The organism is Clostridium sp. TF06-15AC (assembly GCF_003481165.1).
Lineage (GTDB): Bacteria > Bacillota > Clostridia > Lachnospirales > Lachnospiraceae > Otoolea > Otoolea fessa.
Genome location: NZ_QUKS01000012.1, coordinates 439 through 25,333, shown reverse-complemented (window position 1 = coordinate 25,333; position 24,895 = coordinate 439). Strand labels below are relative to the sequence as shown.

Sequence of the window (24,895 nt, the reverse complement as noted above, 5' to 3'; positions counted from 1 at the left end):
CAATAGGGCAATCGAACGAGAAGCCCCCACTTCAAGCGTTAGCTAAGTGGAGGAAGTATGTCACAGAATACAAAAGAATATGCATTATTTGCGCCAGCGGTGATGGAAGTGGAACGGGTATATGCATCCGCTCCTGCAATGTGCGCGGTAGGATGCAGAAAGGCATTGAAATTGGCGGTAAAATGGGTCTATTCTGCGGATAATACGATGCAAATGCCGTACAAGGACAATTTGCAGTCCCTGATTCATGAGCCGAGTTTCCGTTTCTCGGTTGATTATAATACATGGGGGAAGCTGCCGTTTATTGTGATTATGTCCTGTTTGGAAAGGATGGCAGCCCTATGGCGGTGGTGGAAGCGAAGCGCACCAGCAAGGATCCGAATGTTGGTCGGAAACAGGTTATGCTGTATGCGGACTGTTTAGAGCGGAAGTTTGGCCGCAGACTGATGATGTTTACGACGAACGGATTTGAAACGTATTTCTGAGATGACAAGACTTCTCCACAGCGTCCGGTCAGTGGCATTTTCAGTAAAGATGATTTGCAGAAGATGATGAACCGACGTTCGGAACATAAGGATTTAATGCAGATTCCGATTGATGATACGAAAAATAAGGATGGCATCCGCCTGTTTACACCGGCACATTTTGATTTGATTATTATTGACGAAAGCCACCGCAGTATTTTTAAGAAATATCGGGCGATTTTCGAGTATTTTGATGCAATCATGGTTGGTCTGACGGCTACGCCGAAAACGGATGTGGATCGGAATACGTATGATTTCTTTGAAATGGAACATGGTGTACCGACGTATGCATACGATTATGAGACGGCTGTTTATCAGGATCATGTGCTGGTTCCATATTATAATTATGAGGTAAAGACGAAGTTTCTGGATGAAGGAATTACTTATGATGATTTATCCGATAAGGATAAGGAACGGTATGAGGACGATTTTGTGGAAGATGGTCAGATGCCGGAATTTATTCCTTCTGCGGCGATGCAGGCATTTTCAGAGTTTATTAACGATCAGTCATTGAACCAACGGCAGATCAATTTTGTTCATAAGATTATTAATCATATGGAGCAGAATGGGTATATGGAGAATGTGGCTGTTTTGCAGAAGCCTCCGTTTGATAAGCCAATTAGTTTTTTAAAGCTGTTTGATGTGAGAACGAGAACAGCGCTTATGAAAGCGATTAATGATGTCCGGGAGAATGCGGTTACAGTGGCGGGATGATGAAAAAATGACAGGAGACTGCGGAGGCAGTCAGTATAGAAGAATGAAAGAAGCGAACGACTGCGTATTGTGTTAGAAATAGACAGTCGTTTGCTTTTTGAACGTTATTTTTTCTTTTTAAAATATCGCAGTGCCACCGCATACCCATAGAGCACCGCCGGTATAACGATCGTGCAGAACAGCGATGCCAGCAGCAGATTTTCTGCCAGTGGGCTGTCCATCAGGGCGAAGATGATGGAAGAGACGTAGAGGGCGATTAGGATAACAGCACCTGTCAGCGCCAAAATGCGTTTTGATTTCATATATGGTATCCTTTCTAATTTTATAACTCTATAAAAAAAGTGATTGGAATTTGTAATCATTTTTATATTGTTTCAAAGGCAGATTGGATATAGCTGTCTTTGATGAACTGTCTTTTATTTTATTATTATAAAGGATGTAAGAATTTTTTTCTATACTTTTCATTTGCGGTGCGGTAAAATAAGAAGAGATGTGGCAACTGTTCACAGTTTTTGCTTAATTATGAACAAGAAAGGGGAGGCACACGATGAATTGGAAGAAAAAATTTATGTGGGCAGCATCCTTTTTAGTATCCCTGTTTGTTTGTGGGACAGCGCTGGCGGCAGGTAACGATGTGTCTGCGGACACCTCGGCGCAGGGCAAGGAAGAAAATCAGGTTTACAGGTTCGGCGCCGAAAATAATGCCAATGATATAACGGAGACAGAGGCATCGGCGGCAGAAAGTGGCGCGGCTGATTTTGAAAATAAAGAAATGTATCTGTATGAGGGCGAGTGGGTCGGAGACGGCGAGGACTGGCAGTATCGCCTGACGGATGGCAGCTTTTTGAAAGCGTCCTGGCTGAAATCGAATGGTCACTGGTATTATCTGGGAAAAAGCAGCTATATGCAGCGGGGACTCCGGAAAATCGGCACAAACCGTTATTATTTCGCCGAGAGCGGCGCGATGATGACTGGCTGGATTTATGAGGAAGAGACGGATCAGTGGTATCATGCAAACGAGGATGGAGCACTGACGACCGGCTGGTATCAGGCAGGAAATGCCTGGTATTGGTTTGATTCCAAATGTGTTATGTTCAGCGGCGGAAACCGGATGGTAAACGGGCATAAATATTATTTCTTTGACAATGGTCAGATGGCGGCGGATCAGTACGTGGAACTCAACTACTACGATGCAAATGGACTGCGCGACCGGACGCATGATGTGCGTTTGATGGGAAAACGGCGTTCGTCGGACAGTGAAAAAGAACAGATTACGAAAGAACTGGCAGGCGTGCCAAGAGAGTGGATCAAACGATTTGCAGAATCAGGCTGGGAGCTGATGTACTACACAGACAAGTCATACTTCTCAGCACCGAAAACAGAGCAGGGTATCTATTTTGTCAATTATGATACAGATGTGCATTACAAGAAAATCAAATTTTCTAAACCGCAGGGACTTGCGATGGCATTCGGCGAGTTCGCTGCGTCGGAACTAAGCGATGAAGAAACCTCACGTGCCCTGACGGATTTCGAGCGATATCTGGCTGGCAGTGGACTGGTGCAGCCGCTTCCATCCTACTTTGACGATAAGCCGGAGATGGAGTTCGGCAGCTTTTTCGCCGCCTGCTGTGACAAAGATGTCCGAGCTGACATCCGAAAAAACAGTCCAGAATTATACAAATATGTCGTAAAGCTAGGATTCTGGCAGGAAGGACAAAAACCAGACGAAGCCGAAGGGGTCGAGATGGACTCTGATCCGGAATTTGCCGGAAATGGAGCCGGACCGGCTGGGGATGAATCTTTAAAGGCTAAGAGTGGTCCGGCATCACAAAATTAAACATATTAGCGAACACGATTCGTTACGGTTCACAGGTAGGCACTTTTGGAACCGAAAGTGCCGTAAGAAAACGTGGTGGCAGCAGGAATTTGCCGTATGTAAATGCAAAGCCGCGGCAAATTCCGTTACTGGGCACGTATGCGTGAACAGTAACCTCTACTCCGCCAATTCCTCCCACTTCTCATACAATCCCTCTAACTTTGCATTCAGTTCTTCCTTCTCTTTATTCAGTTCCATCAAACGCGGAACATCGGAAAAGACAGTCTCATCGCAGAGAAGCGCATCGATCTCCTGATCGCGGGTTTCAAGGGTGTGGATTTCTTCCTCGACGCGTTTCAATTCATTTTGTTTCTTACGAAGCCGCGTCTGTTCTTCCTTCTGCTGTTTCCAGTCCAATTTGCCGGAGGAAGCGCTGGCTGCCGCCTGAACTGCAGCGGTCACGGCAGAAGCGGACGAAGCAGCAGAGGTACCGGTGCCATTTCCAGAAAGAGCAGTCGGATTTGCGCCTGCCGCAGCGGTCAGATGGCTGGAAGTCCCTGTGTTTCCGGCTCCGGAAGATTTTGCAGAGCGGCTGGCTGCCTGTGCGGCGGAAGCCAGATAGGCTTTCTCCTGCGTCTCCTTCTTTTCCAGATAATAATCGTAGTTTCCAATATAATTAATCAGTGTTCCCATCGTCAGATCGAGAATCCGGGTCGCAGTTTTGTTGATGAAATATCGGTCATGGGAGACGTAGAGAACGGTTCCAGTGTAATGAACCAGCGCGTTTTCCAGAATCTCCTTCGAGGCGATATCCAGATGGTTGGTTGGCTCATCGAGGATCAGGAAGTTCGCCTCCGAGAGCATCAGCTTCGCCAGGGAAACACGTCCGCGTTCGCCGCCGCTCAGATCGCGGATGCGCTTAAAGACATCGTCGCCGGTGAAGAGAAATGCCGCCAGCACATTTCGGATCTGCGTGTTGTTCATATCCGGGTAGGTGTCCTGCAGCTCGTCAAAGAGCGTCTTGTCCATGTGCAGAACCTGGTGTTCCTGATCGTAGTAACCGATATGCACCTTGGAACCTAAGCGGATCTCGCCGTTGTCCGGGGTCAGAAGACCGTTGATCATCTTGAGAATTGTGGTCTTGCCGGTTCCGTTGTTGCCGATGATGGCGATGCGCTCGCCGCGTTTTATCTCAAAGTTCAGATCCGTGAAGAGTGTCATGCCGTCGAAACTCTTGGCAAGCTCACGGACGGAGAGAACGTCATTTCCGCTGGTGACGCACGGTTCCAGTGTAATGTGCATCGCGTCGTTGATTTCGGTTGGTTTTTCCAGAAGATCCATCTTGGAAAGCATTTTTTCACGGCTCTCGGCGCGCTTGATAGATTTCTCACGGTTAAAGGATTTGAGTTTGGTGATAACCTCCTCCTGATGGCGGATCTCCTGCTGCTGGTTTAAGTAAGCCTTGAGCACACCGGCGCGGATGATCGCTTTTTTCTCGCTGTAGGCGGTGTAATTGCCCTGGAAAGAGGTGGCGATGCCGCCGTCCAGCTCGACGATCTTGGTCACGACGCGGTCCAGAAAATAGCGGTCGTGGGCGACGATGATGACCGTCCCGGCGTAGTTCATCAGATAGGTTTCCAGCCACGCGATGGATTCCATGTCGAGGTGGTTGGTCGGCTCGTCCAAAAGGATGATGTCCGGTTTGGAGAGCAGGAGCTTACCGAGGGAGACGCGCGTTTTCTGACCGCCTGAAAGTTCGGAAACCGGTTTGGAAAATTCTTCCTCGACAAAGCCGAGTCCCTTTAAGACACCGGTGATCTCGCTCTGCCATGCGTAGCCGTTTAAAAGTTCAAATTCATGGTTTAAGCGGCTGTAAGTGTTGAGCATCGTCTCGAGCTTTTCGCCCTCGGCGTGCTTCATCTGGAGTTCCAGCGTGCGGATCTGCTGTTCCATTTCCAGAATCGGACGTTTGACCTCCAGAAGAGAGTCATAAATTGTGGTCTGGCTGTGCAGATCCTGGTGCTGTGCTAGGTAACCGAGGGTTTTGCCCTTGGTGATGGTCACGGAGCCCTCGTCTGCTGCGAGTTCTCCGACAATTATTTTTAAAAGAGTCGATTTACCGGCTCCGTTGATGCCAACGATGGCGGCTTTTTCGTGATCTTCTACATGAAACGATACGTGTTTGAGGATTTCCTCCGTACCGAATGCTTTTGAAATATTGCTGCAAGATAAAATCATAGATTCCTCCTGTGGTTGTATCCATGTATTTCGGTTAAAAAATATACCGTCAATCTTAAATTATAATATAAATAAAGAAGCAATGCAAGAATGAGAACGGTTAATGGCTGTTTCTGGTCAGAAAATTTTGCGAAATACAATGTAAAATCCCTCATATGAAATAAAAAAATTGACAATTATTTATCATATGACTATAATAAATTTATCAGATTGTCCGAAGGTTTGCGTAAACCATATGGACAACGTTATAGGAAAGAAAGGTGGAAGAAAGCCGTGGAACAGAAAGAGATATCTAAAGCGGTCATTTCTAGGCTACCCAGATACTATCGTTACTTGGGCGAATTGCTCGAGGAGGGAGTAGAGAGAATCTCATCGAATGATTTGAGTATCCGCATGAAGGTGACAGCGTCCCAGATTCGTCAGGATCTGAACAATTTCGGCGGATTTGGTCAGCAGGGATATGGTTATAATGTAAAGTATTTATATTCGGAGATTGCCCGGATTCTGGGAATTGACCGTCAGCATAACCTAATTATTATCGGTGCGGGAAATCTGGGTCAGGCGATCGCGAATTATACAAATTTTGAGCGGCGTGGTTTTTTAATCAAAGGCATGTTTGATGTGAATCCGCGTCTGGTCGGCCTGGTAGTCCGTGGAGTGGAGATCCGCGGTATTGAGGATCTGGAACAGTTTATCAAGGACAATGAAGTGCAGATCGCAGCGCTGACGATTCCGAAGTCGAAAGCGCCGGAGATTGCGGATCGGCTTGTCAAAGCCGGAATCAAGGCGATCTGGAATTTTGCCCATACAGATTTACAGGTTCCAGATGACGTTGTGGTGGAAAATGTCCATCTGTCGGAGAGCCTGATGCGCCTTTCTTACCGCGTATGCAGTATGCAGGATCAGAAAGCGAGAGAAGAAGCGCAGAGAAAGCAGGAAGAGGCAGCTGGTGCTGGAGAAATAAAATGATCGTCGGAATTGGTACGGATCTGATAGAGATAGAGCGAATCAAAAAAGCCTGTGAAAAAGAGGCTTTTTTGGTGCATGCATATACAGAAGAAGAGCGTCGGCAGGCTGGGGGAAATGCGTCCCGGCTCGCCGGCGATTTTGCGGTAAAAGAGGCAGTCTCGAAGGTGTTTGGAACAGGCTTTCGGGGCTTTGGACTGCTGGATATAGAAGTACTCCGGGACGAGTTTGGAAAACCGTGGGTGCGGCTTCACGGGGAAGCGAAGAAACTTGCGGACAGCCTGAAAATCACCCGGATTCACGTGTCGATCACGAATACAGGCAGTCTGGCATCTGCTTACGCAGTCGGAGAGGGAGAATGGAAATGAGACGTCTGGTGACAGGAAAACAGATGAAAGAGATAGATGGATATGCAATCCGGAAAGTGGGGATACCCTCTCTGGTACTGATGGAGCGCGCGGCACTGGCGGTTGCAGACGAGATGGAAAAACGGTATGGAAAGCTTTCAGGGCAGAGGCTTCTGGTATTTTGCGGAACGGGCAATAACGGTGCGGACGGCGCGGCGCTGGCTAGGATTCTCTTTCTGCGCGGCGCGCTTCCGACGGTGCTCACGGTCGGTGACAAGGCACACTGGACGGGGGAGATGACCTGTCAGGTGGCGATTGACCGGAATCTGGGGATCCCGGTGGAGGCGTTTGAAAATTATGTGCCGGGGCATGTGGAGATCATGGTGGATGCGATCTTTGGTGTGGGTCTTTCCAGAGAGGTCGGCGGTGAATTTGCCGAGGCGATCCGTTTTATGCGGGAGCAGGAGCCAAAGGCGGTAGTTGCGGTTGATATTCCGTCCGGCGTCAGCTCAGAGACGGGGGCGGCGCTTGGCGAGGCAGTTGAGGCGGATCTGACCGTTACTTTCGGCTATGAAAAGCTGGGAATGGTGTTCTATCCGGGACGGAAGCTGTGCGGCGAGATTGTGATTGCCGACATCGGGTTTCCGGCGTATACAAAATATGAAGGGCATACCTATTTTGCCTATGATCCGGAGGATCGGAGCCAGATCCCGAAACGGCGGGCAGACGCCAACAAGGGAACGTATGGAAAAATCCTGATCGCAGCCGGTTCGGAGGGGATGTGCGGCGCAGCGTATTTGAGCGCTCTGGCTGCGTACCGGATGGGCGCGGGACTTGTGAAGATCCTGACCGTCCGGGCAAATGTGCCGATTCTGCAAAATCTCCTTCCAGAGGCGATTCTGACGCCGTATGATCCGGAACAGGCACAGACGGATCCGGCAGGTTTTAAGAGCCTGGTGGAACAGGAGTGCGGCTGGGCGAGCGCGATCGTGCTGGGACCGGGACTGGGAAAGGAAGCCCATGTCGCAAGTCTGGTGCAGAACGTGCTGCTTTCCGCCTATGTGCCGATCATTGTGGATGCGGATGGATTAAATGCTGTCGCACAGCATCCGCATTTGTCCGGGTATTTTACGGAAAATGTGATCGTTACTCCGCATCTGGGCGAGATGGCGCGTCTGACGGGACGCTCGATTGAGGATCTGAAACGGGATCTGGTCGAGTCAGCGGTGCGGTATGGCGAAGAAAAAGGCGTGACCTGCGTGCTCAAGGATGCCGTGACGGTGACGGCGGGGCGCGATGGCAATGTGTATATCGGCGACAGCGGCTGCGCCGCGATGGCAAAGGGCGGTTCCGGCGATGTGCTGACCGGTGTGATTGCCGGGCTTCTGGCGCTGGGATTTTCAGAGGATGAAGCGGCGGCGCTCGGCGTGTTCCTGCACGGAAGAGCTGGGGCGGCAGCTGCCTGTAAAAAGGGAGAGCATTCCGTGCTGGCAAGAGATATCGCGGACTGTCTGCTTGAAAAGATAGATTGAAAATAAAAAGGAAGACAAAAAGATGGAAAAAGCATATACAATGGCAGAAGAACCATATACCCGGATTTATGCGCGGATTGACCTGGATGCGATTGTGAAAAATATGGAGGCGATGCGCGAAAATCTTCCGGCAAAAACGAAGATGATCGGCGTGGTTAAGACGGATGGTTACGGTCACGGGGCTGTCCCGGTGGCGAAGACGATCGCGCCGTTTGTCTGGGGCTATGCGGTGGCAACCTTGGAGGAAGGACAGAACCTGCGCCGCCACGGCATTGACAAACCAATTCTGGTGCTTGGCAGCACGCACTCGCGCCATTTTGCGGAATTGATTGAGGGCGATATCCGTCCAGCGATCTTTGAGGAAGACAAGGCAGAGCTGCTCTCAAAACTTGCGGTTTCGATGGGAAAGACGGCGAAAATGCATATTGCGCTCGATACCGGCATGGGACGAATCGGATTTCACCCGGATGAAAATAGCCTGGAAGAGATAAAGCGGATTGCAAAGCTTCCGGGCATTGAGATCGAGGGAATGTTTACACATTTTGCGCGTGCTGACGAGGCGGATAAGGCATTTACCCATTTACAGTATGAGCGGTACCAGAAATTCCATGAAGGTCTGGAAGCTGCAGGTGTTCATATTCCGATGTGCCACTGTGCGAACAGCGCGGCGATCATGGAACTGCCGCGGATGGGACTGGATGCGGCGAGAGCCGGTATCACGGTATACGGTCTGTATCCGTCGGATGAGGTAGAGCGGAACATGAAGATTTACCCGGCGATGGAGATCCGCAGCTTTATTACCTATGTTAAGGAAGTGGAGCCGGGCACGCCGATCAGCTACGGCGGAACCTTTGTGACGGACCGTCCGATGCGGATCGCGACGATTGGCGCCGGATACGGCGATGGCTATCCGAGAAATCTCTCTGGAAAGGGTTATGTCCTGATTCATGGACACCGCGCACCGATTCTGGGACGCGTCTGCATGGATCAGTGCATGATCGATGTGACCGATATCCCGGAGGCTGCTGAGGACACGCGGGTAACGCTGGTCGGACGCGACGGGGACGACGAGATCACGATGGAAGAGCTGGCGGAATGGAGTGGCGGTTTCCACTATGAGATCCCATGCGTGCTTGGAAAACGTGTGCCGCGCGTGTACGTGAGAGGTGGAAAGATCGTCGGGAAAAAGGATTATAATGATGATCGGTATGAGGATTTTATGGAGTAAAGCCGGTGTTTGAACCATTTAGAAAAAGGATTCATAAGATAAAGTAGATAGCTTCGGCAAAGCCGGGAACCTGGACTGCCGGATGCATTTGTGGGACGACCCGCGTATAGGCGGTGTAAATCTGTCCATACTAACGGTATAAACGGACTGTGGAGCTGTGAAAGTACAAAGCAGTTATTTATATCTTAAAATAGTTTGGACGGAGTGTGAATCGAGTGGTTATCAGACGAGGAGATATTTATTACGCAGATTTAAGACCGGTCATCGGCTCAGAGCAGGGCGGCGTCCGCCCGGTGCTGGTCATCCAGAATGATATCGGCAACAAGCACAGCCCGACCGTGATCTGCGCGGCGATCACATCAAAGATGAACAAAGCCAAGCTGCCGACGCATGTGGAATTAAACACGCGCCGCTGTGCGATGGTGAGGGATTCGGTTATTTTACTGGAACAACTCCGCACGATCGATAAGCAGCGGCTGAAAGAGAAAATCTGTCATATCGACGGGGCGCTTTTACAGGAAGTGGACCGTGCGCTGAAGGTCAGTCTGGAACTGGATACATAAAATCAGCCGCGAACCCCTTGTCAAGCATACAGAATGGTGTTAAAATAGTTAAGATGCAGCTTTTTAGTGCCGAAATCGGCGTGATATAAAAGCTGATGAGCGAAAAGATACAACAAAGAAGATAGAAAGAGGAGTGTTATTTTATGTCAGGACATTCAAAGTTCGCCAATATTAAGCACAAAAAAGAGAGAAACGACGCAGCAAAGGGAAAAATCTTTACCGTTATCGGTCGTGAGATTGCCGTAGCTGTTAAGGAAGGTGGTTCGGATCCGGCAAACAACAGCCGTCTGCGTGATGTGATTGCAAAAGCAAAAGCGAACAATATGCCGAACGATACCATCGATCGTGGTATCAAGAAAGCAGCCGGAGATGCAAACTCTGTCAATTACGAGAATCTTACATATGAGGGATATGGTCCGAATGGCGTCGCTATCATCGTAGATACCCTGACCGACAACAAGAACCGTACCGCAGCGAATGTCCGCAGCGCATTTACCAAGGGCGGCGGAAACGTAGGTACTCCGGGCAGCGTGTCTTTCATGTTTGATAAAAAAGGTCAGATCATCATCGACAAAGAAGAGTGCGAGATGGATCCGGATGAGCTGATGATGCTTGCACTGGATGCAGGAGCTGAGGATTTCTCCGAGGAGGAGGACAGCTACGAAGTGATCACCGCACCGGAAGATTTCTCTGCAGTCCGCGAGGCGCTGGAGAAGGCTGGCGTTCCGATGATGGAAGCAGACGTTACCATGATTCCGCAGAACTGGGTAGAGCTTACCGATGAGGAATCCATCAAAAAGATGCAGAGAATCCTGGATCTTCTGGATGAGGATGATGACGTACAGGCTACTTACCATAACTGGGATGAGTAATTAATATCATATTTGATATAGATTTTAAAAAAATAAAGATACGATTCATATAAAAACTGTCGCTGGAATACAATGGCGGGCTGGACTTTTCAAAGAAGAGGGCTGGCAGCCGGATGTATTTGGCGGCAGTTTTTGTGTAATAGGAATTTCCTTGGAGACACATTCGTTTTTATTTTGCAAATTTTATGGAAGCGTTAAAGAAAAAAATACCATGTCCGGCAGCAATAAACTTGCCTGAACATGGTATTTACTCGTATTTTATCTACTAGTTGCTTGTATAATGATAGCTGTCTAACAGCTGTGCCTTCATATGCCACAGCTCGTTGGAGAGATCCACATGAATTTCATGCGGGTTTACCAGACGGCGGGATTCATCCCACAGCGTCTCCTGTTCTTTCTTGCAGTATTCGCGGATGTCCATAACCTTTGGAGACTCGTAAACGCATTCGCCGTTTTTGAAGATTGGAACGAGAAGTTCGCGCATGGTGTAGGTGCCCGGCGCGAGGTGTGTCTTTTTCCATGTCTCGATCGGATCGAAGAGCAGAAGGGAATTCTTCTCATCGAACTCTTCATCCACGAGACAGATCAGATCTGCGATAATCTTGCCAGTCTCCTTGTCATAAATTCGCTGGATGGTCTTGTTGCCCGGATTGGTAACCTTTTCTGTATTTTCCGAAAGCTTGATCTTCGGGATAAATTTGCCTGTGTGACGGTCCATGATGGCAGCCAGCTTATAAACGCCGCCGAAGGAAGGGCAGTCCTTGGAGGTGATGAGGTTTGTGCCGACACCCCAGGACGTGATGGCAGCGCCCTGAATCTTCAGGCTGTCGATCAGATATTCATCCAGATCGTTGGAGGCGGAGATGACTGCATCCGGGAATCCGGCGTCATCCAGCATCTTGCGGGCTTTCTTGGAAATATATGCAAGGTCGCCGCTGTCGAGGCGGATGCCGTAGAAAGTCAGCGGGATACCGGCGTCGCGCATCTCCTGGAAGACACGGATCGCGTTCGGAACACCGGAACCCAGGGTATCATAGGTATCGGCTAACAGGATGCAGGCACTCGGATAGAGCTTTGCATAAGCGCGGAACGCAGTCAGCTCATCCGGGAAACTCATGATCCAGCTGTGTGCGTGGGTTCCCTTGACCGGAACGTCAAATAGTTTTCCGGCCAGTACATTGGAAGTGCCGATACAGCCGGCGATCATGGCAGCGCGGGCGCCATAGGTACCGGCGTCAGCACCCTGCGCGCGGCGAAGCCCAAACTCCATGATTCCGTCCCCGCGTGCGGCGAAGACGATACGGGATGTTTTGGTCGCGATCAGGCTCTGGTGGTTGATGATATTTAAGATGGCAGTCTCAACCAGCTGTGCTTCCATGATCGGCGCGATGACCTTGACGAGAGGCTCACGCGGGAAGACAACGGTGCCTTCCGGGATTGCGTAGATGTCACCCGAAAATTTGAAATTGTGAAGATATTCGAGGAAATCTTCATCAAAAATGCCGAGTCCACGTAAGTATTCGATGTCGGCATCATCGAAGTGAAGATTTTTCACATAGTCAATGACCTGCTCTAAGCCGGCGCAGATGGAAAACGCATTTCCATCCGGGTTTGTGCGGTAGAACGCATCAAAAATGACGGTTTCGTTGGCATCTTTCTCCCGGAAATAGCCCTGCATCATCGTCAGTTCATACAGGTCGGTCAATAGGGTAAGGTTTCTTGGCTCCATAATATTCTCCTTTGTTGCGAAAGACGGCTGCGGGCACGCCCTTCTTTTTATATATAGTATACTTCATTGTTTATATTTGCAATGAATGTCTGTGTCTATTTTTTAAAGTAAATACAGACATATTTTATATACTATACCATAAAATCAGGGGAATGGCAAAATAATGATAATTTTATAACATGTGAATCATATCCGAAACATTCCTTGACAACCATCTGGAAAAAAGATACAATGTCCATGTTAGTGATTTGATTACTAATTATGATAGGAAAAGCAATGATGGAGACAGTAGCGCCGCACGGAAAGCGGGAGCGAGGCAGGGACGGTGAGAGCCTGCTGTGAGTAAGGCGGATGCGAAGATCACTCCGGAGCTTCGGGCTGAACCATTTTTGGAAGTCTGAGCGCCGTTTCTGACAGCGCCCGGAAGGAAAATTCAGTAAGTACCGACGGTTTCCTCCGTTATAGGGAGCGCATATAAAGGTATGCAGTAATAGGTGGTTAAAAGCAAGTGGACCCTTGTCCTGTTACAGGATGGGTCCATTTTTATTTCATAGAAAAAGACATTCTATGAAATAAAAACTTTATTTCATATTTTTAGGAGGAATTTATCATGTACAACAAAGTTCCGGCAAACATGAATTTCGTGGAACGTGAAAAGAACATTGAGAAGTTCTGGGAAGATGAGCAGATTTTTAAGAAGAGTATCGACAGCCGTAAGCAGGGACCGACCTATACATTCTATGACGGACCGCCTACCGCAAACGGCAAGCCGCACATCGGACACGTGCTGACCCGTGTTATCAAGGATATGATTCCGAGATACCGCGCAATGAAGGGCTACATGGTTCCGAGAAAGGCTGGATGGGATACCCACGGTCTTCCGGTTGAGCTGGAAGTAGAGAAGATGCTGGGACTGGACGGCAAGGAGCAGATTGAGCAGTATGGTCTGGAGCCGTTCATCGAGCACTGTAAAGAGAGTGTCTGGAAATACAAAGGAATGTGGGAAAAATTCTCCAACACCGTTGGTTTCTGGGCAGACATGGAGCATCCGTATGTTACCTACCACAACAGCTTCATTGAGTCTGAGTGGTGGGCATTAAAAGAAATCTGGAATAAGGGACTTCTTTATAAGGGCTTCAAGATCGTACCGTACTGCCCGCGCTGCGGCACCCCGCTGTCCAGCCATGAGGTGGCACAGGGATATAAGGACGTCAAAGAGCGTTCTGCGATTGCTAAATTCCCGGTAAAGGGCGAAGATGCATACATTCTTGCATGGACGACCACCCCGTGGACACTTCCGTCCAACGTGGCGCTCTGTGTAAATCCGGACGAGACATATGTAAAGGTAAAAATGAAAGAGGATGGCACGGTTTATTATATGGCGCAGGCGCTGTGTGATACCGTTCTGGGCGAGGGCACTTACGATGTCCTGGAAACCTTTGTCGGAAAAGATCTGGAATATAAAGAGTATGAGCCATTATTTGACTATGCCGTAGCAACCTGTGAAAAACAGCATAAGAAAGCATTCTACATTGTCTGCGATAATTATGTAACACTGACCGATGGTACCGGTGTCGTACACATCGCGCCGGCATTTGGTGAGGATGACTCCAAGGTCGGCAGAAAATATGACCTTCCGTTCGTACAGTTGGTAGACGGCAAGGGCGAGATGACGAAGGAGACTCCGTGGGCTGGTATGTTCTGCAAGAAAGCCGATCCGGAGGTTCTGAAAGCATTAAGAGAAAGCGGACTTCTGTTCTCTGCACCGGTATTTGAGCATAGCTACCCGCACTGCTGGCGCTGCGATACACCACTTATCTACTATGCACGTGAATCCTGGTTCATCAAGATGACCGCAGTCAAGGATGACCTGATCCGCAACAACAACACGATCAACTGGATTCCGGAGAGCATCGGTAAAGGGCGTTTCGGCGACTGGCTGGAGAATGTCCAGGACTGGGGCGTGAGCCGTAACCGTTACTGGGGTACTCCATTAAATATCTGGGAGTGCGAGTGCGGCTGCCAGCACGCGATCGGAAGCCAGGCAGAATTAAAATCTATGAGCCCGAACTACACGGACGTTGTGAAAAAATATGCAAAAGAGATGGATCAGGAGGCAAATGGAGAGGTTGAGCTTCACCGCCCATTCATCGATGATGTGACGATCACCTGCCCGAAGTGTGGCAAACAGATGCACCGTGTACCGGAGGTTATCGACTGCTGGTTTGATTCCGGTTCCATGCCATTTGCACAGCATCATTATCCATTTGAAAATAAAGAACTGTTTGAGCAGCAGTTCCCGGCAGATTTCATCTCCGAGGCGGTTGATCAGACGCGTGGATGGTTCTACTCCCTGTTAGCTATCTCGACCCTGATCTTTAACAAGGCGCCGTACAAGAATGTTATCGTTCTGGGGCATGTCCAGGATGAGAACGGACAGAAGATGAGTAAGTCCAAGGGCAACGCGGTTGACCCGTTCGATGCACTGCAGACTTACGGCGCTGACGCGATCCGCTGGTATTTCTACATTAACAGTGCACCGTGGCTGCCGAACCGTTTCCACGGAAAAGCCGTTATCGAGGGACAGAGACGTTTCATGGGTACTCTCTGGAATACCTATGCATTCTTTGTACTCTATGCGAATATTGATAATTTTGACGCAACCAAATATACGCTGGAATACGATAAACTTCCGGTTATGGACAAATGGCTGCTGTCTAAGTTAAACAGCCTCATCAAAGAGGTGGACGACGATCTGGGCAACTACCGCATTCCGGAGGCTGCAAGAGCGCTCCAGGATTTCGTCGATGATATGAGTAACTGGTATGTCAGAAGAAGCCGTGAGCGTTTCTGGGCGAAGGGCATGGAGCAGGATAAGATCAATGCGTACATGACACTCTACACCGCACTGGTAACTGTAGCGAAGGTAGCGGCTCCGATGATTCCGTTCATGACCGAAGACATTTACCAGAATCTGGTTCGCAGTCTGGATAAAGAGGCACCGGAGAGTATCCATCTGTGCGACTTCCCGGTTGCAAATGAGGCGCACATCGACAAGGATCTGGAAGCGAAGATGGAAGAAGTCCTGAAGGTTGTCGTTCTGGGCCGTGCAGCAAGAAATACTGCTAACATCAAGAACCGTCAGCCGATCGGACGTATGTTCGTGAAGGCAGAGACCGCTCTGCCGGAGTTCTATCAGGAAATCATCCAGGATGAGCTGAATGTGAAGAAGGTAGAGTTCACGGATGATGTCCGCGCATTTACCTCCTACAGCTTCAAGCCGCAGCTTCGTACCGTTGGACGCAAGTATGGCAAGTATGTAAACGAGATCAAAGAGATTCTTGCAGGTCTGGACGGAAATCAGGCGATGGATACCTTAAATGAAACCGACCTTTTAAGCTTTGAGACGCAGGACGGTACAAAGGTAGAGCTGGCAAAAGAAGATCTTCTGATTGACATGGCACAGGTACCGGGCTTTGTATCTGAGGGTGACAATTTCGTTACCGTTGTTCTGGATACTAATCTGACACCGGAACTCATCGAAGAGGGCTTTGTCCGCGAGATCATCAGTAAGATTCAGACGATGCGTAAGGAAGCCGGTTTTGAGGTAATGAACCATATCAACGTCTTCCAGGACGGAAATGATAAACTTGCAGAAATTTTAAAGAAGCATACAGAGGAAATCAAGAAAGAGGTTCTGGCTGATAATATCCTGATTGGCACCATGAGCGGATACACAAAAGAGTGGGATATCAATGGCGAAAAAGGTATGTTTGGTGTTGAGAAAACGACTGACTGATGTGCCTGGCGGGAAACCGTGATACTACGAATATTAGGAGGACAGGATGCGCGAGATCAGCAAAGAAGAGTTTAAAAAGAGTATTATCGAAAATGTAAAGAACCAGTACCGCAGAACGATCGACGAGGCGACACCGCAGCAGATATTCCAGGCTGTGTCCTATGCGATCAAGGATGTGATTATCGACGACTGGATTGCAACCCAGAAGCAGTTTGACGAGACAGGCGCAAAGAAGGTATATTACCTTTCTATGGAGTTTCTGATGGGACGTGCGCTTGGTAACAATATCATCAACCTGGGTGCGAAAAAAGCAGTGAAGGAAGCACTGGAAGAGCTGGGTTTTGACCTCAATGCGATTGAGGATCAGGAGCCGGATCCGGCACTTGGAAACGGCGGTCTGGGGCGTCTGGCAGCATGTTTTCTGGATTCCCTGGCGACGCTTGGTTATCCGGCTTACGGCTGCGGCATCCGTTACCACTACGGTATGTTCAAGCAGAAAATTAAAGACGGCTACCAGGTGGAGGTGCCGGATGAGTGGCTGAAAAACGGTTATCCGTTCGAGCTTCGCCGCCCGGAGTATGCGACCGAGGTTAAATTTGGCGGTTATGTCAAGACCGAGTGGGACGGTGAGCGCAACCATTTTGTACAGGAAGGTTATCAGTCTGTTCTGGCAGTTCCGTATGATATGCCGATTGTCGGCTACGGCAACAACGTAGTCAACACCCTGCGTATCTGGGATGCACAGCCGATCGACACGTTCAGCCTTTCTGCATTTGACAAGGGTGATTACCAGAAGGCGGTCGAGCAGGAGAATCTGGCGAAGAACCTGGTTGAGGTCCTTTATCCGAACGACAACCACTATGCGGGTAAAGAGCTGCGTCTTAAACAGCAGTATTTCTTCATTTCTGCCAGCTTACAGGTTGCTCTGAAGAAATTCAAAGAGACAAACGATGATATTCACAAACTGCCGGAGAAGATCGTATTCCAGATGAACGATACGCATCCGACCGTGGCAGTTGCTGAGCTGATGCGCCTGCTCCTGGATCAGGAAGGCTTAAACTGGGATGAGGCGTGGGGTATCACAACAAAATGTTGTGCATACACCAACCACACTATCATGGCAGAGGCGCTGGAAAAATGGCCGATCGAGCTGTTCTCCCGCCTGCTTCCGCGTGTATACCAGATTGTGGAAGAGATCAACCGCCGTTTTCTGATCGAGGTACAGAATAAGTACCCGAATAACTACGAGAAAGTTAAAAAGATGGCGATCATCTTTGACGGTCAGGTCAAGATGGCGCATCTGGCGATCGTAGCCGGATATTCCGTCAACGGTGTGGCAAAACTTCACACCGAGATTCTGAAAAATCAGGAGCTGAAAGATTTCTACGAGATGATGCCGGAGAAATTTAACAATAAGACAAACGGTATCACCCAGCGTCGTTTCCTGCTGCATGGCAACCCGCTTCTGGCAGACTGGATCACGGAGCAGATTGGCGACGAGTGGATTACAGATCTTCCGCACCTGGCAAAATTAAAAGTATACGTCGATGATCCGAAATTCCAGCAGGAATTTATGAACATCAAGTACCAGAATAAACTGCGCCTGGCAAAATACATCAAGGAGCACAACGGAATCGACGTTGATCCGCGTTCCATTTTCGATGTACAGGTAAAACGTCTCCATGAGTACAAGAGACAGCTTTTAAATATTCTTCATGTAATGTACCTGTATAACCAGCTCAAAGACAATCCAAACATGGATATGGTTCCGAGAACCTTTATCTTTGGTGCGAAAGCAGCGGCAGGTTACCAGATTGCCAAGAAGACGATCAAACTGATTAACTCCGTAGCAGATGTTATCAACAATGATAAATCCATCAATGGTAAGCTGAAAGTTGTGTTTATCGAAGATTACCGCGTTTCCAACGCGGAACTGATTTTTGCGGCAGCGGATGTCAGCGAGCAGATTTCCACCGCCAGCAAGGAGGCGTCCGGTACCGGCAACATGAAGTTCATGCTGAACGGTGCGCTGACGCTGGGCACGATGGATGGTGCGAACGTGGAGATCGTCGAGGAGGTAGGCAAGGAGAACGCATTTATCTTCGGTCTGAGCGCTGACGAGGTTATCAATTATGAGAACAACGGCGGTTACAATCCGGAGGAGATCTTCAACATCGACCAGGATATCCGTCGCGTGCTGATGCAGCTCATCAACGGCTACTATTCACCGCAGGATCCGGAGCTGTTCCGCGATATTTACAATTCTCTGTTAAATACAAAGAACAGTGCCAAGGCAGATACCTACTTCATCCTGAAAGATTTCCGTTCCTATGCGGAAGCACAAAAACGCGTCGAGGCAGCTTACCGTGACGAGAACTGGTGGGCGAGAGCAGCCATGCTCAACACAGCAAGCGCTGGTAAATTCTCCTCTGACCGTACCATCGAGGAGTATGTGCGCGACATCTGGCATCTGGAGAAGATCCGTGTGGACGATGATGATGTAAAGGCACTGTAAAAGGAGTAAAAGAGGGAGGACACACTATGAGAGGATACAGAAAAAGACCGGGGACACAAGGATTTTCGGTTCCTCTTGTGGGTGCTTCCCTCTTTTTTATCATTTCGCTGTTTTTGTTTGCTTCTTATAAAAACAGCGCCTATCAGCAGGCGAAAAAGGAAATCTATTCGCTTTATACGGCGAACCGGGCGTTTGATCTGGATGAGGTGTATCAGGACGGTCTGACGGCGATCTATGCGAAAGAGTATGGAAAGACGGCAACCGAGGCTGGTTGCGAGGCGCTGGAGCAGACGGGGCTTCCGTATGTCCTTTTATTATCGCAGTTTTCCGCACCGGTGGAACGCGTGTATGTGACGAACTGTCAGCTGAGCGAGACGGGGCGGGAGAAGAAGGCGCGGACGTATGACTACACGGTTTCGGTGCGTTTCTGCCTGGAAAAAGGCGATGAGGTGCTGGCACCGGAGAAGACGATGGACTTTCATGGAACTGTGGTGATGAAGAAAAAGGGATGGTTCCGCTGGCTGCTGGATGGTGTGACGCTGGGGGAGTAAAAGAATGATAGAGGGGAAACTGGAAGAGACTGCAAAGGGCGGCGGAGGAGAAGCCGGAGCGTAGACTTGTGATATTTTTTGAGTGCCTGTCATAAGATAAGGAAGGCAGAGAAAAGAAGCAGGTTTGTAAGGCATTGAAACCATAAGTTTACTGGTATGGCAAAACAGAAAATGCGTGAAACCGTACTGGAACAGTCAAAACAGGAGAACCGAAATGAAGAAGAGGACTGCCGCCGTACTGGCGGCTTTTTTGATCCCATATATCACAACACTGGCAGTTTCCGGGCGTGTGCAGGGGGCGGATGGAGGAAAAATCAGAGGAAATTCAGATAGAACATCTGGATGGGAAAGTCAGACGGATGGTCGGCAGATCCTTCTGGATCGGGAGGATGGCGTCCGCAACAACGGAACCGGGTATGCTGTCCCACTGGAAGAATATCTGATCGGTCTGACTGCAGTGCAGATTCCGGACGGCTATCCGAAGGAGGCAGTCAAGGCGCAGGCAATTCTGGCGCGGACGGCGCTGTACCGGGAGATGGACGGGGCGGATTCGATCGAGGAATCGGCGTTAGATATGGATTATCTGGAGCCGGAGCAGATCGAGAGCCGGTTTGAGGCGGCTGGAATGCCGGAATATTACCAGACGATCTGTGGGGCAGTGCGGGAGAGCGCAGGACAGACGGCGATCTGGGATGGGGATTATATTGAGCCGCTGTTTCATGCAGTGAGCGCGGGGCGGACGCGCGAAGGGGATGAGGCGCATCCGTATCTGGCGTCGGTTGCGGCAAAGGAGGATGAGGGCGCTGGTGGCTACCTGACGCGGCAGGGCATGACACGGGAAGAACTGAAAAAACGTCTGGAAGAAGGACTGAATGCATTGGGAGAACACCCGGATCTGGAAAATCTGGAAGAAGAGAGGATTCTGGAGGAGATTCAGATCGTGAAACGGGACAGCGCCGGTTATGTGGAAACCGTGCAGATTGGGGCGGAGACATACAGCGGGGACGCGGTGCGCTATGCGTTAGGCGTGCCGTCGCCAGCTTTTTCCCTCGAGGAAGACGGGGACGAAATCCGCTGTGTTACTTATGGGCGCGGGCATGGTTACGGGTTGTCGCAGTACGGGGCGGGACTCATGGCGGAGAATGGGAGCAGCGCGGAAGAAATTTTAAAGCATTATTTTAAAAATATTCAAATCGTTTCTGAATAAAACGATTCACTTCGGCAAGACTAATACCGAGGTGATAAACGTGAAAAATAAAGTAAGACAGTTATTCAGGGACAAACTTGTTCTGGTAATGACAGTGCTTGGTCTGCTGACAATCGTAGCCGCAGCAGGAACCGTAAAAATTCGAAAAGATAATGCGCAGGATGGAAGAAATCCGTATCTGGATGTGCCGCAGACGGAGGGAATCCTGGCGGAAGAGATGCCGCAGAACCGTTTAGAAGAAAACGACGGACAGGCGGAAACACGCGCACAGGTGGCAGGAAGTTCGGATGCCTCGTATTCAGTCAATAACCGGGATGAAGCCGATCAGAAGCCGATGGAGGAGGAAAAAGAGAGCAGTCTGGGAGCCGGAGCAGCTGCCGCACGCGCACTTTCCTACAATGGAACCGATCGCTTAAGCTGGCCGGTCCAGGGCAATGTAATTCTCGATTACAGCATGGATTCGACCATCTATTTTCCGACGCTCGATCAATACAAATGCAATCCGGCGCTCATTATCCAGGGCGATGTGAGTGAGCCGGTCGCCGCACCCGCCGAGGCGCAGGTAACCGAAGTCGGTTCTAATGAGGAGATCGGCAATTATGTTGTGCTGGATCTGGGAAGCGGTTACACGGCGGTCTGCGGACAGCTCAAAGACGTTCAGGTGGCGCAGAAGCAGTATGTGGCAAAAGATACGATACTCGGATATGTGGCGGAGCCGACCAAATACTATTCGATTGAGGGAAATAACGTATATTTCGAGCTGATGCACGACGGAGAACCGGTGGATGCGCTGGATTATCTGGAATGACAGGCTGAAATGCTGTTTATGATGCGCCTTGCAGTCTGGTTCTGGCTGTGGCAGAAATTGGAAATGAAGGGATAAGTTTGTGTTTTGTGACAGGTGGTTTTGAAACAGAAAGCTGCTGTATGAAAACATGAAGGCAGGGAATTTTGTTGACTTGATACTGTTCATGGGTAGGCACTTTTGGAACCGAAAGTGCCGTAAGAAAACGTGGTGGCAGCAGGAATTTGCCGTATTTGAATGCGAAGCCACGGCAAATTCCGTTACTGTTCACGCATGCGTGAACAGTAACTTGATTTGAAGCAAGGCGGGCAGCTAATTTGCTCTGCCTTGTTTTTCTGCCAATATTTGATATACTATAGGTAAAGTACGAATATTTTCAAAGATCAAAGGCTGTCAATGTAGGTTATAAATAAAAGTTACTATAAATTGAACGATTTAATAAGGAGGACAAAGATGGAACAGGAACTGCTGAAGAATAATTTTGAACGTCATGGATTTAAAACGAGTTTTTTTGATACAAAGGAGGCTGCGTTGGACTATCTGAAAGATCAGATTTCCGGGAAAAAAGTTGCGATAGGCGGAAGCGTGACGGCACAGGAGATGGGACTTTATGAAGCACTTTCCGAGAAAAATGAGGTGATCTGGCACTGGAAAAAGGCAGGGCGCGAGACGCTTATGGAAGCGAGAAGTGCCGAGGTGTACATAACCAGCGCCAATGGTGTTTCCAAAACCGGAGAACTGGTCAATATCGATGGAACCGGAAACCGCGTGTCGCAGACCTTATTCGGACCGGAAAAAGTATATTTTGTCATTGGAAACAATAAAGTCTGTCCGGATTTGACATCTGCGATGGAACGTGCAAAACAGATCGCAGCACCGAAGAACGCAGCCCGTCTGCAGGTCCAGACCCCGTGTGCGAAAACGGGCGTTTGCGTAGACTGCAACAGCCCGGCACGGATTTGCCATTCGATCGTGATCCTGGAGCGTCCGAGCAATGGGATGGAAGTAGAGGTTGTGTTTGTGGATGAGGAGATGGGTTATTAGGAGCGGAATATAGTTACTGGTCACGGGTATGAACAGTACCGATTATAGAAAAATTTGATGGAAAAATAAGGATTTCTTTATATCTTTTTTGGACGGATTTGGTATAATCAAGAAGAACGAAGGCAGATTTGAACGAAAATATACAAAATCTACAGATACGTATGGGGGACGTATGGGGAAAGATGAAAGGAGAACAGGTAAACCATGAATATATTATTTTTTCTGACACCGAAAAGTGAAGTCATTTATGTGAATGAGGAGGACACGGTTGGGCAGGCAATGGATACGATGGAAAAGTACAAGTATTCTGCGGTGCCGATCATCACGAAAGCAGGGCGTTACGCAGGAACATTAACCGAGGGCGACCTGCTGTGGGGACTCAAAAATAAGACAGATCTGGTGCAGAAAGGACTGGAAAAAGTGCGGATCACTGAGATTCCACGCCGTTCCGATAATCAGCCGGTGCTTGTCAATGCGGATATGGAAGATCTTCTGGGAAAGATCATGAACCAGAATTTCGTGCCGGTGCTGGATGATCAGAAAAATTTTATCGGTATTATTACCAGAAAAGATGTTATCAGTTACCTTTGTAAAAAATAGTACATAATGATCGCTCTGTTTTTCAGCAGCGATCGCATTTATATATTTCCTGCATAAGATAAAGTATAACTGTTTTTGTAGGAGAATGAAATATGAATGGTTATCAGGATAACTCCAGCCGGAAAAATGCCTGCCGTTCGGGAATGCCTCTTATGTCATGCCCGGTGGCAGGCATTTCTGGCAATCGCTGCATAAATACTGCACCGCCAACCTGTCCGCCGGAAATACCTTGTGCTGGTTCGGTGCATCCTGTTTCGGAAAATGGGGCATTTTGCCCGCAGGGTCCAGAAATCCGACCTGCCCGCCCGTATCCGCAGACAGGAGGGAACAGGCCGCCGCAGACATTTCTGGGAGGCGGAAATTATCCGGTCGGCATGGGATATGTACCGATTCAGTCCTGGCAGCAGCCGTATGCGCTGGAAACCGCATTCAGGCGGGGAACTATTTTTCCGGATCTGGATCTGCCGTTTATGATGGGAGGTGCCTGCTGATGAATGAGACTGCCAGAAAATTGATGAAACGGATTGATGATGCCAGCTTTGCAATGGATGATGTGATTCTCTATCTGGACACCCACCCGGATGACAGGAATGCGCTGAATTATTACCGGTATGTGGTGGCACTTCGGAAAGAAGCTGTTAAAGCGTATGAGGCATCGTTTGGACCGCTCACGATCGAGGGTGCGGACGATGCATGCACATGGTCCTGGCTTACAGAGCGCTGGCCGTGGGAAGGGGAGGTGTAGCGTATGTGGAGATATGAAAAAAGATTACAATATCCAGTCAATATCAAGACGCCGAATCCGAAGATCGCGCAATATATAATGAGCCAGTACGGCGGTCCTGACGGCGAAATCGGAGCCTCTATGCGCTACCTGTCCCAGCGGTATACGATGCCTTATAAGATGCAGAAAGGACTTCTGACCGACATCGGAACCGAGGAACTCGCCCATATGGAGATGATTGCCGCCATTGTCCAGCAGCTCACGCGCAACCTTACTCCGGCACAGATCGAGTCATCCGGGTTCGGACCATACTATATCGACCACACCACGGCAATCTGGCCGCAGGCAGCAGGCGGAATCCCGTTCAATGCGTGCGAGTTCCAGTCGAAGGGCGATGCGATCACGGATTTATATGAGGATATGGCAGCAGAGCAGAAAGCCCGCACAACTTACGACAATATTCTCCGCGTGGTCAAAGATCCGGAAGTATGCGATCCGATCCGTTTTCTGCGCGAGCGCGAGATTGTACATTTTCAGCGGTTTGGTGAAGCTTTAAGAAATGTACAGGATCACCTGAGCAGTCGTAATTTCTATACGTTTAACCCAGAGTTTGATAAAGTGAAAGCGAAGGGATAAAACAAAAACCTCCGTAAACAATGTCAAATTCATTCTTTACGGAGGTTTTCAAACCAGCACCGAGTACGGATAAATCCTTACTGGATGTAAGGGGATTACCCATAAGTATATTGTAGTAGTGATGAGTTAGGTGTGCCAAATTTTTTATCAAGATACAGAACTAGTGTTTGCTAAATGCGGAGGCATATGGTATAATATAAACGTGGAAAAAGATATATTTACTATTAAGAGAAATACACTTTCATATGGTAGAGGATATGTGTATTCTTTGCAATATCATCTTGTCTGGTGCACGAAATATCGAAAACAGGTTCTGAAAAATGGGATAGACGCAGAATGTAAAAAAATGTTGTATGGACTTGCGGAGGAATACAAATTTAAGATTCTGGCGATGGAGGTTATGCCAGATTATATTCATTTACTTCTGGATTGCAAACCACAATTTTTTATATCAGACATGATAAAGATTATGAAGGGGAATCTGG

At 48.9% G+C, this 24,895-nt stretch carries 22 protein-coding genes and 1 pseudogene; 20 read left to right on the top strand and 3 right to left on the bottom strand.

What is annotated here, in order from left to right; genetic code table 11:
- Positions 1 to 57 precede the first annotated feature (57 nt).
- Positions 58 to 992 (top strand): annotated as a pseudogene (locus DXC57_RS15285) (DEAD/DEAH box helicase family protein); the annotation flags it as partial.
- On the top strand, positions 972 to 1,238 hold the full coding sequence (locus DXC57_RS15575; protein WP_182457353.1) for a type I restriction-modification enzyme R subunit C-terminal domain-containing protein: 267 nt from the start codon (positions 972 to 974) through the stop codon (positions 1,236 to 1,238). The pseudogene DXC57_RS15285 and the gene DXC57_RS15575, both read left to right, overlap by 21 nt.
- A 104-nt stretch (positions 1,239 to 1,342) precedes the next feature.
- Here the strand turns inward: DXC57_RS15575 and DXC57_RS15280 are convergent, their stop codons facing one another.
- Positions 1,343 to 1,540: a hypothetical protein gene (locus DXC57_RS15280; protein WP_022359311.1), complete on the bottom strand. Its 198-nt coding sequence runs from the start codon at positions 1,538 to 1,540 to the stop codon at positions 1,343 to 1,345.
- Between the two features lie 245 nt (positions 1,541 to 1,785).
- On the opposite strand from DXC57_RS15280, the gene DXC57_RS15275 reads away from it, so the two are divergent.
- Positions 1,786 to 3,075 carry an N-acetylmuramoyl-L-alanine amidase family protein gene (locus DXC57_RS15275; RefSeq protein ID WP_118653414.1) on the top strand — a complete coding sequence of 430 codons (1,290 nt, stop codon included), beginning with the start codon at positions 1,786 to 1,788 and terminating at the stop codon, positions 3,073 to 3,075.
- A gap of 156 nt (positions 3,076 to 3,231) precedes the next feature.
- Here DXC57_RS15275 and abc-f read toward each other — a convergent pair whose 3' ends face one another.
- A complete protein-coding gene (gene abc-f, locus DXC57_RS15270) occupies positions 3,232 to 5,292 on the bottom strand; it encodes a ribosomal protection-like ABC-F family protein (RefSeq protein WP_118653412.1) in 2,061 nt (686 codons plus the stop codon).
- A gap of 273 nt (positions 5,293 to 5,565) precedes the next feature.
- On the opposite strand from abc-f, the gene DXC57_RS15265 reads away from it, so the two are divergent.
- From DXC57_RS15265 to DXC57_RS15240, 6 genes are all read left to right on the top strand, one after another.
- Positions 5,566 to 6,261, top strand: coding sequence for a redox-sensing transcriptional repressor Rex (locus tag DXC57_RS15265; RefSeq protein ID WP_106999697.1), 696 nt, complete (start codon positions 5,566 to 5,568; stop codon positions 6,259 to 6,261).
- Positions 6,258 to 6,626: a holo-ACP synthase gene (gene acpS, locus DXC57_RS15260; protein WP_118653410.1), complete on the top strand. Its 369-nt coding sequence runs from the start codon at positions 6,258 to 6,260 to the stop codon at positions 6,624 to 6,626. Before DXC57_RS15265 ends, acpS begins: the two co-directional genes overlap by 4 nt.
- Positions 6,617 to 8,137, top strand: coding sequence for an NAD(P)H-hydrate dehydratase (locus tag DXC57_RS15255; RefSeq protein WP_337955574.1), 1,521 nt, complete (start codon positions 6,617 to 6,619; stop codon positions 8,135 to 8,137). Before acpS ends, DXC57_RS15255 begins: the two co-directional genes overlap by 10 nt.
- A gap of 22 nt (positions 8,138 to 8,159) precedes the next feature.
- Positions 8,160 to 9,365, top strand: a complete 1,206-nt coding sequence (gene alr / locus DXC57_RS15250; RefSeq protein ID WP_243101503.1) for an alanine racemase — start codon at positions 8,160 to 8,162, stop codon at positions 9,363 to 9,365.
- A gap of 215 nt (positions 9,366 to 9,580) precedes the next feature.
- Entirely contained in the window at positions 9,581 to 9,928 is a 348-nt protein-coding gene (locus tag DXC57_RS15245; RefSeq protein ID WP_022360133.1) for a type II toxin-antitoxin system PemK/MazF family toxin, read from the top strand.
- A 143-nt stretch (positions 9,929 to 10,071) separates the two neighbouring features.
- Complete coding sequence (locus DXC57_RS15240) at positions 10,072 to 10,800, top strand: YebC/PmpR family DNA-binding transcriptional regulator (protein WP_022360132.1); 729 nt, start codon at positions 10,072 to 10,074, stop codon at positions 10,798 to 10,800.
- A 265-nt stretch (positions 10,801 to 11,065) separates the two neighbouring features.
- Here the strand turns inward: DXC57_RS15240 and DXC57_RS15235 are convergent, their stop codons facing one another.
- Positions 11,066 to 12,529, bottom strand: a complete 1,464-nt coding sequence (locus DXC57_RS15235) for a nicotinate phosphoribosyltransferase (RefSeq protein WP_106999701.1) — start codon at positions 12,527 to 12,529, stop codon at positions 11,066 to 11,068.
- A gap of 610 nt (positions 12,530 to 13,139) precedes the next feature.
- Here DXC57_RS15235 and ileS point away from each other — a divergent pair.
- The 11 genes from ileS to tnpA form a co-directional block, all read left to right on the top strand.
- The gene (gene ileS / locus DXC57_RS15230) at positions 13,140 to 16,328 is read left to right on the top strand and encodes an isoleucine--tRNA ligase (protein WP_106999702.1); all 3,189 of its coding nucleotides are present in this window, start codon (positions 13,140 to 13,142) and stop codon (positions 16,326 to 16,328) included.
- A gap of 46 nt (positions 16,329 to 16,374) precedes the next feature.
- Positions 16,375 to 18,843: a glycogen/starch/alpha-glucan phosphorylase gene (locus DXC57_RS15225; protein WP_118653406.1), complete on the top strand. Its 2,469-nt coding sequence runs from the start codon at positions 16,375 to 16,377 to the stop codon at positions 18,841 to 18,843.
- Positions 18,844 to 18,869: 26 nt separating this feature from the next.
- Complete coding sequence (locus DXC57_RS15220; RefSeq protein ID WP_118472915.1) at positions 18,870 to 19,394, top strand: hypothetical protein; 525 nt, start codon at positions 18,870 to 18,872, stop codon at positions 19,392 to 19,394.
- A 214-nt stretch (positions 19,395 to 19,608) separates the two neighbouring features.
- A complete protein-coding gene (locus tag DXC57_RS15215; RefSeq protein ID WP_118653404.1) occupies positions 19,609 to 20,601 on the top strand; it encodes a SpoIID/LytB domain-containing protein in 993 nt (330 codons plus the stop codon).
- A 40-nt stretch (positions 20,602 to 20,641) separates the two neighbouring features.
- Positions 20,642 to 21,409, top strand: a complete 768-nt coding sequence (locus DXC57_RS15210; RefSeq protein ID WP_106999706.1) for a M23 family metallopeptidase — start codon at positions 20,642 to 20,644, stop codon at positions 21,407 to 21,409.
- A gap of 450 nt (positions 21,410 to 21,859) precedes the next feature.
- Positions 21,860 to 22,450: a lactate utilization protein gene (locus DXC57_RS15205; RefSeq protein WP_118467519.1), complete on the top strand. Its 591-nt coding sequence runs from the start codon at positions 21,860 to 21,862 to the stop codon at positions 22,448 to 22,450.
- Positions 22,451 to 22,654: 204 nt separating this feature from the next.
- Positions 22,655 to 23,050 (top strand): CBS domain-containing protein, encoded by a 396-nt coding sequence (locus tag DXC57_RS15200; protein ID WP_022360124.1) that lies wholly within the window; start codon positions 22,655 to 22,657, stop codon positions 23,048 to 23,050.
- 92 nt (positions 23,051 to 23,142) lie between these two features.
- A complete protein-coding gene (locus tag DXC57_RS15195) occupies positions 23,143 to 23,541 on the top strand; it encodes a spore coat associated protein CotJA (RefSeq protein WP_243099926.1) in 399 nt (132 codons plus the stop codon).
- Complete coding sequence (locus tag DXC57_RS15190) at positions 23,541 to 23,795, top strand: spore coat protein CotJB (RefSeq protein ID WP_118653402.1); 255 nt, start codon at positions 23,541 to 23,543, stop codon at positions 23,793 to 23,795. Before DXC57_RS15195 ends, DXC57_RS15190 begins: the two co-directional genes overlap by 1 nt.
- Before the next feature lie 3 nt (positions 23,796 to 23,798).
- Positions 23,799 to 24,410: a manganese catalase family protein gene (locus DXC57_RS15185; RefSeq protein WP_117795208.1), complete on the top strand. Its 612-nt coding sequence runs from the start codon at positions 23,799 to 23,801 to the stop codon at positions 24,408 to 24,410.
- Between the two features lie 163 nt (positions 24,411 to 24,573).
- A partial coding sequence (gene tnpA, locus DXC57_RS15180; protein ID WP_243101502.1) for an IS200/IS605 family transposase occupies positions 24,574 to 24,895 on the top strand: 322 nt, incomplete at its 3' end.

What these genes read in the sequence shown, in the direction of transcription:
- DXC57_RS15575 (WP_182457353.1), top strand. Translation starts at nt 972, where the DNA reads ATGCCGGAATTTATTCCTTCTGCGGCGATGCAGGCATTTTCAGAGTTT.
- DXC57_RS15280 (WP_022359311.1), bottom strand. Translation starts at nt 1,540, where the DNA reads ATGAAATCAAAACGCATTTTGGCGCTGACAGGTGCTGTTATCCTAATC.
- DXC57_RS15275 (WP_118653414.1), top strand. Translation starts at nt 1,786, where the DNA reads ATGAATTGGAAGAAAAAATTTATGTGGGCAGCATCCTTTTTAGTATCC.
- abc-f (WP_118653412.1), bottom strand. Translation starts at nt 5,292, where the DNA reads ATGATTTTATCTTGCAGCAATATTTCAAAAGCATTCGGTACGGAGGAA.
- acpS (WP_118653410.1), top strand. Translation starts at nt 6,258, where the DNA reads ATGATCGTCGGAATTGGTACGGATCTGATAGAGATAGAGCGAATCAAA.
- DXC57_RS15255 (WP_337955574.1), top strand. Translation starts at nt 6,617, where the DNA reads ATGGAAATGAGACGTCTGGTGACAGGAAAACAGATGAAAGAGATAGAT.
- alr (WP_243101503.1), top strand. Translation starts at nt 8,160, where the DNA reads ATGGAAAAAGCATATACAATGGCAGAAGAACCATATACCCGGATTTAT.
- DXC57_RS15240 (WP_022360132.1), top strand. Translation starts at nt 10,072, where the DNA reads ATGTCAGGACATTCAAAGTTCGCCAATATTAAGCACAAAAAAGAGAGA.
- DXC57_RS15235 (WP_106999701.1), bottom strand. Translation starts at nt 12,529, where the DNA reads ATGGAGCCAAGAAACCTTACCCTATTGACCGACCTGTATGAACTGACG.
- ileS (WP_106999702.1), top strand. Translation starts at nt 13,140, where the DNA reads ATGTACAACAAAGTTCCGGCAAACATGAATTTCGTGGAACGTGAAAAG.
- DXC57_RS15225 (WP_118653406.1), top strand. Translation starts at nt 16,375, where the DNA reads ATGCGCGAGATCAGCAAAGAAGAGTTTAAAAAGAGTATTATCGAAAAT.
- DXC57_RS15220 (WP_118472915.1), top strand. Translation starts at nt 18,870, where the DNA reads ATGAGAGGATACAGAAAAAGACCGGGGACACAAGGATTTTCGGTTCCT.
- DXC57_RS15215 (WP_118653404.1), top strand. Translation starts at nt 19,609, where the DNA reads ATGAAGAAGAGGACTGCCGCCGTACTGGCGGCTTTTTTGATCCCATAT.
- DXC57_RS15205 (WP_118467519.1), top strand. Translation starts at nt 21,860, where the DNA reads ATGGAACAGGAACTGCTGAAGAATAATTTTGAACGTCATGGATTTAAA.
- DXC57_RS15200 (WP_022360124.1), top strand. Translation starts at nt 22,655, where the DNA reads ATGAATATATTATTTTTTCTGACACCGAAAAGTGAAGTCATTTATGTG.
- DXC57_RS15195 (WP_243099926.1), top strand. Translation starts at nt 23,143, where the DNA reads ATGAATGGTTATCAGGATAACTCCAGCCGGAAAAATGCCTGCCGTTCG.
- DXC57_RS15190 (WP_118653402.1), top strand. Translation starts at nt 23,541, where the DNA reads ATGAATGAGACTGCCAGAAAATTGATGAAACGGATTGATGATGCCAGC.
- DXC57_RS15185 (WP_117795208.1), top strand. Translation starts at nt 23,799, where the DNA reads ATGTGGAGATATGAAAAAAGATTACAATATCCAGTCAATATCAAGACG.